General features: G+C 61.5%; 11 protein-coding genes and 3 pseudogenes. 7 read left to right on the forward strand and 7 right to left on the reverse strand.

Annotated features, from left to right (window positions below):
* The first annotated feature begins 1 nt into the window (after position 1).
* The 5 genes and pseudogenes from IPK59_03250 to IPK59_03270 all read left to right on the forward strand — a co-directional run bounded on the left by IPK59_03250 (position 2) and on the right by IPK59_03270 (position 4,232).
* Positions 2-1,581: pseudogene (locus IPK59_03250) on the forward strand (phosphoglycerate dehydrogenase).
* 189 nt (positions 1,582-1,770) lie between these two features.
* On the forward strand, positions 1,771-2,112 hold the full coding sequence (locus tag IPK59_03255) for a hypothetical protein (protein ID MBK8157837.1): 342 nt from the start codon (positions 1,771-1,773) through the stop codon (positions 2,110-2,112).
* Positions 2,113-2,485: 373 nt separating this feature from the next.
* Complete coding sequence (locus IPK59_03260; GenBank protein ID MBK8157838.1) at positions 2,486-2,704, forward strand: sugar nucleotide-binding protein; 219 nt, start codon at positions 2,486-2,488, stop codon at positions 2,702-2,704.
* Positions 2,697-3,359, forward strand: coding sequence for a sugar nucleotide-binding protein (locus tag IPK59_03265; GenBank protein ID MBK8157839.1), 663 nt, complete (start codon positions 2,697-2,699; stop codon positions 3,357-3,359). The genes IPK59_03260 and IPK59_03265 overlap by 8 nt, the downstream gene beginning before the upstream one ends.
* A 225-nt stretch (positions 3,360-3,584) precedes the next feature.
* On the forward strand, positions 3,585-4,232 hold the full coding sequence (locus IPK59_03270; GenBank protein MBK8157840.1) for a hypothetical protein: 648 nt from the start codon (positions 3,585-3,587) through the stop codon (positions 4,230-4,232).
* Positions 4,233-4,291: 59 nt separating this feature from the next.
* On the opposite strand, the pseudogene IPK59_03275 reads toward IPK59_03270, so the two are convergent.
* From IPK59_03275 to IPK59_03305, 7 genes and pseudogenes are all read right to left on the reverse strand, one after another.
* Positions 4,292-5,836: pseudogene (locus IPK59_03275) on the reverse strand (formate--tetrahydrofolate ligase).
* 349 nt (positions 5,837-6,185) lie between these two features.
* Positions 6,186-6,830 carry a hypothetical protein gene (locus IPK59_03280; GenBank protein MBK8157841.1) on the reverse strand — a complete coding sequence of 215 codons (645 nt, stop codon included), beginning with the start codon at positions 6,828-6,830 and terminating at the stop codon, positions 6,186-6,188.
* 229 nt (positions 6,831-7,059) lie between these two features.
* Positions 7,060-7,281, reverse strand: coding sequence for a TOBE domain-containing protein (locus IPK59_03285; protein MBK8157842.1), 222 nt, complete (start codon positions 7,279-7,281; stop codon positions 7,060-7,062).
* Positions 7,271-8,110, reverse strand: a complete 840-nt coding sequence (locus IPK59_03290; GenBank protein ID MBK8157843.1) for an ABC transporter ATP-binding protein — start codon at positions 8,108-8,110, stop codon at positions 7,271-7,273. The genes IPK59_03285 and IPK59_03290 overlap by 11 nt, the downstream gene beginning before the upstream one ends.
* Positions 8,103-8,891, reverse strand: a complete 789-nt coding sequence (locus IPK59_03295; protein MBK8157844.1) for an ABC transporter permease — start codon at positions 8,889-8,891, stop codon at positions 8,103-8,105. The genes IPK59_03290 and IPK59_03295 overlap by 8 nt, the downstream gene beginning before the upstream one ends.
* 1 nt (position 8,892) lies before the next feature.
* Positions 8,893-9,786, reverse strand: coding sequence for an ABC transporter permease (locus IPK59_03300; GenBank protein MBK8157845.1), 894 nt, complete (start codon positions 9,784-9,786; stop codon positions 8,893-8,895).
* A pseudogene (locus tag IPK59_03305) lies at positions 9,743-10,827 on the reverse strand (extracellular solute-binding protein). Before IPK59_03305 ends, IPK59_03300 begins: the two are co-directional and overlap by 44 nt.
* A gap of 104 nt (positions 10,828-10,931) precedes the next feature.
* On the opposite strand from IPK59_03305, the gene IPK59_03310 reads away from it, so the two are divergent.
* Together IPK59_03310 and IPK59_03315 are read left to right on the forward strand one after the other, a co-directional pair.
* Complete coding sequence (locus tag IPK59_03310; protein MBK8157846.1) at positions 10,932-11,573, forward strand: TetR/AcrR family transcriptional regulator; 642 nt, start codon at positions 10,932-10,934, stop codon at positions 11,571-11,573.
* A gap of 1 nt (position 11,574) precedes the next feature.
* A complete protein-coding gene (locus IPK59_03315) occupies positions 11,575-12,309 on the forward strand; it encodes an MBL fold metallo-hydrolase (GenBank protein MBK8157847.1) in 735 nt (244 codons plus the stop codon).
* Positions 12,310-12,311: the final 2 nt, after the last annotated feature.

The raw sequence follows: 12,311 nt of genomic DNA on the forward strand, positions 1-12,311 counted from the left end.
CATGCCCAAGGTTCTTATCTCTGATGAACTGTCCCCCGCCGCTGTCCAGATCTTCAAGGAACGCGGCATCGAGGTTGTCGAAAAATCCGGCATGAAGCCGAAGGAACTTGCCGCCATGATCGGTGAGTTTGACGGCCTCGCCTTGCGCTCCGCCAGCAAGGTGACACCGGAAGTGCTTGCCGCCGCGACGAAACTCAAAGTCATCGGCCGGGCCGGTATCGGTGTCGACAATATTGACGTGAAGGCCGCGACCGCCCGCGGCATCTGTGTGATGAACACGCCGTTCGGTAACAACATCACAACTGCCGAGCATTCCGTCGGCATGATGATGGCGCTGGCCCGCCAGATTCCCGAAGCCAACAGTTCGACGCATCTTGGCAAGTGGGAGAAGTCGCGCTTCGTCGGCGTCGAGCTCTATGCCAAGACCTTGGGGTTGGTGGGCTGTGGCAATATCGGCTCCATCGTCGCCGACCGTGCGCAGGGCCTCAAGATGAAGGTCATTGCCTACGATCCCTTCCTGTCGCCGGAACGTGCCGTCGATCTCGGCGTCGAGAAGGTCGACCTCGACACGCTCCTCGCTCGCGCCGATTTCATCAGCCTGCATACGCCGCTCACCGACCAGACGCGCAACCTCATCGACAAGGCAGCGCTCGCCAAATGCAAGCCGGGTGTCCGCATCATCAACTGCGCACGCGGTGGCTTGATCGTCGAGGAGGATCTGAAGGCAGCCCTCGACAGTGGCCATGTTGCCGGCGCAGCGCTCGACGTGTTTCCGACGGAGCCAGCGACCGAGAACATCCTGTTCGGCCACCCCAATGTCGTCTGCACACCCCATCTCGGCGCCTCCTCGACCGAGGCACAGCTCAATGTCGCCATCCAGGTTGCCGAGCAGATGTCGGACTTCCTGTTGCACGGCGCCGTCACCAACGCTCTTAACATGGCCTCAGTGACGGTCGAGGAAGCGCCGCGCCTGCGGCCTTATATGAAGCTCGCCGACCAGCTCGGCGCCTTTGCGGGGCAAGCGACCGAGACGGGCATCATGAAGGTCACCGTGGAATATGAAGGCCAGGTTGCAGCCCTCAACACGCGACCGCTCACCGCATTGATGCTGCAGGGCCTCCTTAAGCCCCTCCTCTCCGACAGCGTCAACATGGTCAATGCGCCGCTGGTGGCCAAGGAGCGCAACATCGACCTCACCGAGATCAAGCATGAGCGCGAGGGCGATTATCACACCCTCATCCGCCTCACCGTGGAATCGGAGCGCTGGTCGCGCTCGATCGCCGGGACCCTCTTTGCCTACCAACGGCCGCGCGTGGTTGAGATCAAGGGCATCAAGATCGATGCCGAGTGGGGCCGCATATGCTCTATGTCACCAATGACGACAAGCCGGGCTTTATTGGCCGCCTGGGGACCCTGCTGGGTGACAACGGCATTAACATCGCCACCTTTGCCCTGGGGCGATCCGCCCCGGGGAAGGACGCCATTGCCCTCGTCGAGATCGACGGGGCAATGTCGCCGGGCTTGCTGAAACAGGTCCAGGACCTGCCCCAGGTGCAACAGGCTAAGCACCTCGTTTTCTGAGAGGAATCAGCACTTAGCAGGGGTTGTTTGTGGACAAAATCCCGCGCCGGGACAGCCACCTCAACTCTTGCGGTTAACCTCTTATTATGATTTGATCTGCTTTGAAGGGTTCTGCCGGAATCGGGGGCTCGCGCGGCTGTGCGTTGGTTGTTGCCCGGCACAAGACATCACTTAAAAGGGGTAGTTCGCATGATGAAGATTTTGTTGCCCGTTCTGGGCGCCCTCGCGCTGACGGCTTGCGCGGTGGAGCCGCAATACGAACTGCATCAGCAGGTTTCGGGCCTCTGCGGCTCGGCGGAAACCGCGATGGCGACGCTGGCCGGCGCCAAGACGGCAACGGCCGCCGAAGTCTACAAGAACAGCCCGACCATCGCTGTCGACGGCGAAGTTGCTGCACTCCTGGGCGGCGACTATCCCGACCTCGCCGAAGCCGGCGGTTCGGCCCCGACCAATGATTACTGGCGCCATGTCGAGTTGCGCTGGAACGACTATGACGCCGCCTGCATCGGTGCGCGCGCGCCCAATCCCTGATTGAGGCCAAAGACCAAGAAAGGCCGCCGGTCATGTACCGGCGGCCTTTTTTTGTGGGTTGCCACCAACGCCGCAAGGCACCTGGGATTTTGATTAAATTTTATCTTTATCCCATTGATTATGCTGTAATATTTCTGTGCGCGCCTTTCCGCAAAAGAGCGCTGGTGCTATCTTGCTGATGACGAGTCACCCGGTCTCGCAACGATCCCCGGATCGCGAGCCCAAGGAGCGGTTCGATGCAAGACAGCAAACTTATCATGATCTGCGGCCGCAATGCGGTCCTCGCCAAGGAACTGGAAGAGATGCTCTGGCCCGCGGGCTACCAGGTCCGCAGCCTCAGCGGCATCGAACTCGGCCTACTCGACATCGACCGGTGCGCCACAACCTCACAGCGCTTGCGCCCGCCCTGGTCATCAACACCATCGGCTATGCCTCACCCGACAGCGCTGAAAACCACCGCACCCTGACCCAGGCGCGCAATCATTGGTCGGTCGCAGATCTTGCCGAAGTGACCGGCGCGATAGGCATACCGCTCCTCCATCTGTCGTCTGACCAGGTCTTCGCCGGCGACAAGGTAGGCCTCTATCTCTGAGACCGACCGGCCGGACGCGGTCAGCGTCTTTGGCCCGGCCCAGGCAGCGGGCGAGGCAGAGGTCACAGCCCATTGTCGGGATTTCGCCATACTGCGTACCGGTTGGCTGTTCGGCGCCAAGGGCCACAATATGCTGAAGACCATGCTGTCCCTGGGCAAGCGCGGTGGCCGGGTCCATGTCCCCCCTGACCATATCGCCGGACCAACCCCCGTGCGCGAACTCTGCGCCGCCTTGCGACGCGTCGGCCTCGGCCTGATGAACGGCGAAGTCGACGGCGGCACGATCCTGCATTTCTGCGGCAAGCCGTCGGCGACCTGGTTCGAATTCGCAGCACACGCCTTGCGCCAGGCGACACCGTTCCAGGCCTCGCCGGAACTCGTCCCCATCACACCAAATCGGTTTGGCATCACCGGCGCCCCGGCCCGCCGCACCGAACTGGATTGCAGCCGCGCCAAGGCCCTGTTCCAACTGGATCAGCCCGATTGGCGCAAGGCGCTCGACGATTGCGTGGAGGAGATCTGCCTCAGCGACCTGCATCCGGCTCAAGGCAGCATGCCCGAGCCGCAACTGCCCTACCGCGCCATGGTGTCCGAGAATCGCCGTCGTGGCACCCTGCCCTATGGAATCGCTACCGACCGCCGCGCCGGCCGCTAGGGAACACAAAACCCACACCAGGGACATCGGTCGCGACGAACCGGTAACGACGCTTCTCAGCCATGTGCGCGGCGTCACATTCCGGCCCAGCCACGCCGAACCCTCACCCCCTCCCTCGCGCCACACTCTCCAGATGAGGGTCCATTCGGGCCCTCCGTGATTGAGGGCTGTGTCATGCGAGACTCAGTCTTCTGCTGGCCGGCGCCGCGGCACTAGCGCGACGTGATGATCACGCTTCATCCGGCACGTGCCGACTGGCACCTCGACAATGTCGATTACTTCGACGATGACGGCGACTGGGTCGAGTTCTGGTCTGACGATGAGGGCCACAGGCTCATCTTCGTGATCGAGGATGGCGAGACCATCCACTACATTGCCGTGGGTTTCGACAACCCGAATCCTGTCGAAGGCAGCGGGAGCGAGGAGAACTTTGACCACCTCGCCGACCTCATGAAGAAGCACGGTGCGGAGATCGAACGCAGGACCAAGCTTGCCGGCACACCGCTGGGTCATGTTCTACTGCGCAATGGCAATCTTGTCGATCCCTATCACAACCCGTCCGACGTCGGCTACGAAGATGCCGGCGGCAACGGCAGTGGTGGCGGCTTCACGCCCGGCAATGGCAGCCCGACCGACCAGCTCAAGCGACAGATGAAGAAAGGCAGCAAGAGCAAGGGCGATGGTGATGACGGCGACGATCTGAAATCTGGCGATGTCGGTCTGTTCGACGACGACATGCCGGGACCACCGGACATCGTGAACCCCAACCCTGTCAGCCAACTCATGCGAAACAACAACGGCTGGGAGCGCCGCGGCGGCGAAGGGGGCGGCGGTTCCGGAGGTGGAGGTAGCGGTGGCGGTGCCGCAAGATAACGAGGTCAAAGAAAAGCCGGCTCACAGAGCCGGCACTACCTTGGGCTGATACCCGGGGACTAGAACAAGCCCTCGACCTCGCCCTTGTCGTTGAGGCGAATATGGTTGGCCGATGGCACGCGCGGCAGGCCTGGCATGGTCATGATCTCGCCGCAGACGACGACGATGAACTCGGCACCGGCCGAGAGCCGGATCTCGCGGATCGGCACGACATGGTTCGACGGCGCGCCTTTGAGGTTCGGATCGGTCGAGAAGCTGTACTGCGTCTTCGCCATGCAGATCGGGTAATGGCCGAAGCCGGCCTTCTCATATTCGGCAAAGCGATCGCGCACCGCCTTGTCGGCGATGATGCCCTGGGCACCATAGAGGGACTGTGCGATCGTTCGGGTCTTGTCCCACAACGACATCTCGTCGGGATAGAGTGGCTTGAAGTTGCTGGGGCCATCGGTGAGCTTCACCACGGCATTGGCAAGATCCTCGATACCCGCGGAACCCGAGGACCAATGGTTGCACTCGATCGCTTCCGAGCCCAGTTCGGCGCAGAGCTGGCGAACCGCATCCATTTCGGCATCGGTATCGGCGCTGAAACGGTTGATGGCGACCACGGCCGGCACGCCGAACTTCTTCCACGTTCTCGATATGGCGGGCGAGGTTCTCGCCGCCCTTCTTCACTGCGGCGATGTTTTCCTTGCCAGGGTCTTCGCTAGCAACGCCGCCATGCATCTTCAACGCACGGATGGTGGCGACGATGACGGCTGCAGCGGGCTTCAGACCGGCCTTGCGGCATTTGATGTCGAAGAACTTCTCGGCGCCGAGGTCGGCGCCGAAGCCGGCTTCCGTGACGACATAGTCGGCAAGCTTCAGCGCCGTCGTCGTGGCGATCACCGAGTTGCAGCCATGTGCGATGTTGGCGAACGGGCCGCCATGAATGAAGGCCGGGTTGTTCTCCAGCGTCTGCACGATGTTCGGCGCGATCGCATCCTTCAGCAGCACGGTCATGGCGCCGTCGGCCTTGAGGTCGCGGGCATAGATCGGCTTCTTGTCGCGGGTGTATCCCACGATGATGTTGCCGAGGCGCTTGGTGAGATCGGCCAAATCTGTGGAGAGGCAGAAGATCGCCATGACTTCGGAGGCCACGGTGATGTCGAACCCGTCTTCGCGCGGGAAGCCGTTGGAGATGCCGCCCAGTGAATTGTTGATCTGGCGCAGCGCACGGTCGTTCATGTCCATGACGCGGCGCCAGGTGACGCGGCGGCTGTCAGGCCCAGCTCATTGCCCCAATAGATATGGTTGTCGATAAGGGCCGAGAGCAGATTGTGTGCCGAACCGATGGCGTGGAAATCGCCGGTGAAATGCAGGTTGATGTCTTCCATCGGCACGACCTGGGCATAGCCGCCACCGGCAGCGCCACCCTTCACGCCAAAGCATGGCCCGAGCGAGGGCTCGCGCAGGCAGATGATCGCCTTCTTGCCGATGCGATTGAGGCCGTCACCAAGACCGACGGTGGTGGTCGTCTTGCCTTCGCCGGCCGGGGTCGGGTTGATCGCGGTCACCAGGATCAGCTTGCCGTCCTTCTGACATTTCAGCGTCTTGGTCGAATCCATCGGGATCTTATCCTTGGTATGGCCGAAGGGAAATAGATGTTCTTCCTTGATCCCAGTTTCGCCGCGACCTCGCGGATCGGCTTCATTTGGCTTCGCGCGCGATTTCGATATCGCTGCCGACCTTCTTGGACATACAGATTCCCCTATGGATCAAGACGTTTGACTGGCACCTGAGGTGGCCCCGCCGGGGCCCTCCCAGATGCGATGGCTGAGACTAGGTCCGATTCAGGCGTTCCATCTGCCTGCCGGCGACCGATTTTTGTCGATTTCGCGCCGCCGTCAATGTCGCGATGGCGTCATTTTCTCATCCAACCGGCCCGGAATACTCATTTCCGAGCCGGTGGCTAGGTTAATGACGCTCCAGCGGCCGGGTCAGGCAGGTGGGGCCACCCTCGCCCGGTACCGAAATGGCGTCGGCGTCGATGACATGGACTTTGACCCCGGACGCTTCCATGCGCGCCTTGGTCTCCGGATTGCCCTTCACCATGACGACTTCGCTGGGAGCGATGGCCAGGACATTGCAGCCCATGCTGGCAAATTCGCTGTCCGGCACCTCGATGATCTCATCGCCACGCGCCAGCAACCATTCGCGGAACGGGATCGGCATCAAGGGCGAATAAACCAGGTGCAATTTGTCATCCAAGGGCGAGATTACCGACATCAGGTGGAAGACGTCGGTCGGCCCTTTGTAATGTGGCATCACCGCAACTTCGACATGCACGTCGGGACCGATCAGATGCTTGAACTGGCGGATGCCGGCATCATTGGTGCGATAGGTCCGGCCGATGGCAACGGTCTTTTCATCCAGCCAGATGAGATCGCCACCTTCCAGCCGCCCCTGGCCGGAAATGGCGCCCAGCACCGGGATATCGGCTTCCTCCAGGAAATGGCCATGAATCGCGGGTTCACCCTCGCGCTGCTTCTTGCCCATATTGGCAAGAATGACGCCCTTGGGGCAGATCGCCGCCGCGTCGCGGACATAGAGGCTGTCCATGGTGAGTTTCTTGTCGGCCCGGCAGATGGAATCTCAGCGCCCACGGATTTGATGATCTCCGCAAAGCGCTGATGCTCCGCCACGGCCTTCTTCAGATCCGGTCGGGTATGGTAGTTGAGGTTCTTCCATTCCTTGTCGATCTTGGCGTCATCGACAAAGGCATCCTCCGGCCGGCGCATCGCCAACCGCTTCAACCGACCGAACTCATTGATTCCCGTGAGCATTTTACCTACCGCTGCAACAGCACCACATCGGTGCGCGCTGCATAAAGGCTCACTTCCTGCCCTGCGGTCAAGCCCGCCGATACCGGCGCCCTGAGGATCAGGTCCTGCCCCGCGACCCGGCAATGGCAGCGGCAATGGGTTCCCTGGAAAGAGAGTTCCTCGACCCGGCCGCGACCCACGCTGACGCCGTCAGGATGGGGTGAGAGCAGAAGCTGCTCAGGCCGCAAAGCGGTGGACGGCGCTGCCGGCCGCATTGTCACCCGGCACAGTGATTGCCCCTAGCGCGGTCTCGACCTTGACCTCGCCGCCCTGAGATTCCACCACGCGGCCGCCCAGCACATTGCTTTCGCCCATGAACTTGGCGGCGAACAGGCTGGCGGGCTTCAAGTAGACCCGGTCCGGGGGTCCCATATCCTCGATGCGGCCCTTGTTCACAACCACGATCCGGTCGGCAATCGACATCGCCTCCTCCTGGTCGTGGGTCACATGCACGAAGGTGGCGCCGAGGCGCCGCTGCAGCCGCACCAGCTCCTCCTGCATCTGCCGTCGGAGGGCGAGGTCGAGTGCGCCTAAAGGCTCATCCAGCAGCAGCACCTTGGGTTCGACCGCCATGGCGCGCGCCAAGGCCACACGCTGCCGCTGCCCGCCCGATAGTTGATGGATGCCGCGATTGCCGAACCCCTCCAGCCCCACCAGGCGCAACATCTCGGCGGCGTTGGCGAGGCGCTCTGCCTTCGGCACTTTGCGCATACGGAGCCCGAACGCCACATTGGCCGCCAAGCTCATATGCGGGAACAGGGCGTAATCCTGGAATACCGTCGCGGTCGGGCGCTTGGCCGGCGGCAGGTCGGTCACATCCTCGCCATCGATCAACACCTGGCCCGCACTGGGGCTGGCAAAGCCGCCGATCATGTTGAGGAGCGTGGTCTTGCCGCTGCCCGATGGCCCCAGCAGCACCACGAACTCACCGGCGGCGATGGTCAGGTCCAGCGTCTCGACGACGGTGACGCCCTCATAGACCTTGCTCACGCCGCGTAATTCAACCCTATCAGGCATGCTGTTTCCTCGAACGCCACAGCAGGAACTCGACCACGCCGACGGCTAGAATGGAGATGATGAAGACCAGGGTACCGGTCGCATTGAGCTCCGGCGACAGGCCGGATCTGAGCATGCTCCAGATCACCACCGGCAGGGTGACGTCAAAGCGGCTCATCAGGAAGGCGATGACGAATTCGTCCCAGGACAAGGTCGCCGCGATGAAGAAGGCGGCGAGCAGGCTCGGCCACAACATCGGCACCGTGATCTCCAGCACCACGCGCCAATCGCCCGCACCCAGATCATAGGCCGCCCGTTCAATATTGGCCTGGTGTTCTCCGAGCTGCGAATAGAGGATGGCGAAGGTCAACGGCAGATTGATCACCACATGGCCGATGCCGATCGCCCACAGCGACTTGCCAAGGCCCAGATAGTTGAAGGTGATCTGCAGCCCCATGCCGATGATGAGGTAAGAAACCGTGATCGGCGCCATCAGCAGCAATTGATAGAAGCCGTTCAAGCGCCGTTGCCGACGCGCCATCGCATAGGCCGCGAGGAATCCCAGCACAGTGGCGACGAAGGCTGACCCCAGTCCAACCAGCAGCGAGTTCCAAAGCCCGTCCGTGATCTTCCGATTGGCCAGCACCTTGGCCCACCATTTGAGGCTTGGTCCGTCGAAGGGCGGGACCGGCGCCATGCCGCCCTGGAACGAGAATTGGACCAGCACGAGCACCGGCAGGAAGATGAACAGCAGCGCCAGCGCCAGATAGACCCAAGGTGCCCAGCGATAAAGCGCGGTCATGCTATACCCGCTCCATCTTCAGCCGCTTGGCAAAGAGCAGGAAGGCCGCCGTGATCACCAGCATCAGGATCATCGACAAGGCGGACGCCAAGGGGAAATCCGCCTGCCGCCCGATCTGCAGCATGACCGCCTGGGGCAGCAGCATCTCCTTGGCGCCGCCCAATATCTGCGGCGTGATGTAATCGCCAATAGCCAGCACGAAGGTGAGGAACGCGCCGACCGCCACACCCGGTATGCTCAGCGGCAGCGTGATGTACCAGAAGGCCTGCCAGCCATTGGCGCCGAGATCGTTGGCGGCCTTGCGGTAGCTGTCCTTGATCTGGACGAGGTTGGCGTAGATGGTGAGGGTCAGCAGCATCGCAAAGAAATGCACGAAGCCCAGCACGGTCGCAAAGCGGCTGTTACCCATGCCGACCGGCGTATCGAGGATGCCCGACCAAAGCAGGAACTGGTTGATGATGCCGTTCTCCGACAGGACCAGCAGCCAGCTATAGGACCGCACCACATAGGAGGTCCAGAACGGCAGCACGGTCAGCACCAGCGCAAAACGCTGCCAGTTCTTCGGAATGCGATAGGCTAGGATATAGGCCAGCGGATAGGCCACCAGTACCGAGATGATGGTAGTGAGGACCGTCACCTCGATCGAGTTCCACAACGCGCCGACAAAGGTGCCGTCGGCCCGCGTCAGAAACGCCCGGTAGTTATCCAGCGTCCAGGTGAGCTCGATCTTGCCCTCGATACGCGCCGAGAAACTCATCACCAGCATGGCGATGAGCGGCAATACGAAGAAGATCACCGTCCAGGCAAGAGCCGGGGCATGGCCCCAGCTCTTCAACCCACCGATTTTCAGTTTAGGCACCGAGGACTTCCGTCCACACTTCCTGCATCGCCGCATCCAATTCCGCATCACCGAAGAAATAAGGATAGGATTTCGCGATGAACGCCGGCTGCTGGTCCCAGCGCAGGCGCTTTTTCTGCGCGTCGTCGAGATTGGCCTTCGAATTGGCGGGCATCGCCCAATAGCAATCCGCCGTCGCAAGCCGCCCTGGCCTTCCGGTGAGACGATGTATTTGACGAACTCGGTGGCGAGATCCTTCTTCGTGGAATCCGCGAAGATGGCGATCGACTGCGACCAGCGCACGCCGCCCTCATTGGGCAGCACCCAATCCAGCTCCGGCTTTTCGGCCATCAAGCCCGCCACGGCGAACTCGCCGCCACCGACAATGATATCGGCGGCACCCGTCACCAGGGCGTTCTGCGTGGTCGGCACATCGCCCACCAGAGAGGACAGCTTTTTCATCTCGACCAGCTTTTCCTTGATGGCCGGCAGATGCATCTTGGTGATCTCATGCGGCTTGATGCCGAGACCGATCGCCACCATTTCCATGGTCGGGATGTAATAATCATAAATTGCGATGCGCCCGGCGAATTTCGGGTCCCACATCACCGCGGCGTGCGACGCCTCTTCCTGGGTGACCTTGGTGTTGTTGAAGGCGATCGTGTTGTAGCCGAACTTCTCCGGCACGGCATAGAGCTTGCCGTCCTTGTAATGGGAATCCGGCTGCTTCAGATCCGGAAAGATATCGGCCCAGGGCATGTCGGCATCCGGCAATTCGCCGAGATATCCCTTCGAGACGGCACTCATGATGTCGCCGGTATCGGCCACGAATACATCCCAGTCACCGGGCTGCGACTGCTCCAGGATGCTGTAGGCAACACCCGGCAGATCGTATTCCTTGGTGTTGATCTTGATGCCATGCTTTTCGGCAAAGGGATCCAGCAGGCCCGGACCCGTATGGTCGCACCAGACCAACAGGTTGAGTTCATCCGCAGCGCGTGCGCCCTTCGGCATGAAGGACAAGGACGCCAACGCAGCACCGCCCGCCTGCAAGGCACGGCGGCGCGAAATCATGTGTCGACCCATCGAACTGATCATCATCTGTCTCCCTGAAAGAGGCCTCTTGTTTTCTTGTTGCCAAAAAGGTGAATGAACTCCAAAATAAAGTCAATTCATATTCCGTCAGGATTCCTTGTGCCCCCATGACCGGTCTCCGCGAAAGACAGAAAGCCGGCCGCCGCCGCGACATCCTCGCGGCCGCCAGCCAATTGTTCCGCAAGGACGGCTTCGCCGATACCTCGGTCGAGGCCATTGCCGCCCTGGCCGAGGTTGGTACCGGCACGGTCTATAACTACTTTTCTTCCAAGGGCGATCTGCTGATGGCCCTGGTGGCGCTCGACGGCGAACAGGTGCGCGCCAAGGGCAAGCGCTATATCGCCAGCGTCAGCGGCGACGCGGCCTCGGCACTTTATGGATTGCTTGCGATCTATGTCGACCACTCCCTGGTGCATCTCACCAAGGAACTGTGGCGCAACGCCATGGCGACCGCCGTGACACAGGCGGATTCACCCTTCGGCACCGGCTATTTCGAGAATGACCGCCTGCTTGCCGAACAGGTGGGCGAACTGGTGACGGCCCTCCAGGCCAAGGGCAAGATGCGCGCCGATATTGATCCGGCCATCACCGGTAGCGCGCTCTTTACCGTCGTCAACGGCCTCTTCATGCAGTTCGTCGCCCGCGATGCGATGCCCAAGACGGCACTTCATGCCAAGCTGCGTGATCAGGTAACATTGCTGTGCAGCGGCCTTGCATCCGATGCCCCATCGCAACGAAAGCGCGCCTGACATGAAGATCGCAACGCCGGAAAGCTGGTACGCCACCCGCGCCATGAGCGACGGCATCGCCTGGATCTTTGAGCCCTTCATCAAGGAATACTACCGCTGCAACATCTGGCATGTGCGCGGCCGTGACCGGGACCTGCTCATCGATTCCGGCATGGGCGTCGTCAGTCTCCGTGAACAGGTAGCGACCCTGACGGGCCGCCCCATTCTGGCCGTGGCATCCCACACCCATTTCGACCATATCGGCACCCATCACGAATTCGCCGACCGCGCGGTCCATCCGGCGGAAGCCGACATTCTCGCCCATCCAACCCGCGGCAATACCGCGGCTGATTATTATGTCGCCGACGATTCCATCTTTACCGCCCTTCCCCCAGGCGATTGGCACGCGCTGAAATATGAAGTGAAACCCGCGCCGGCCCAGACCTTTCTTGAGGAAGGCAGCAGAGTCGATACCGGCGACCGGTCGTTCGAGGTGTTCCACCTTCCGGGCCACTCGGATGGCTCGATCGCCCTCTATGAACGGGCCACGGAGACCTTGTTCGCCGGCGACGTCATCTATGACGGCGAGCTTGCCTATGATGCCGACAATGCGGTCGAGATGCAGCAATATGTCGCCAGCATGAAGCGCCTGCTGTGCTTGCCGGTGCGCACCGTCCATGGCGGCCACTATCCCAGCTTCGGCCAGGACCGCATGCGGGTGATCATCCAGGATTTCCTCGGCGAGTTTGACCGCTAGGC

The sequence above is a fragment of the Rhodospirillaceae bacterium genome, from assembly GCA_016712715.1.
GTDB lineage: Bacteria > Pseudomonadota > Alphaproteobacteria > Dongiales > Dongiaceae > Dongia.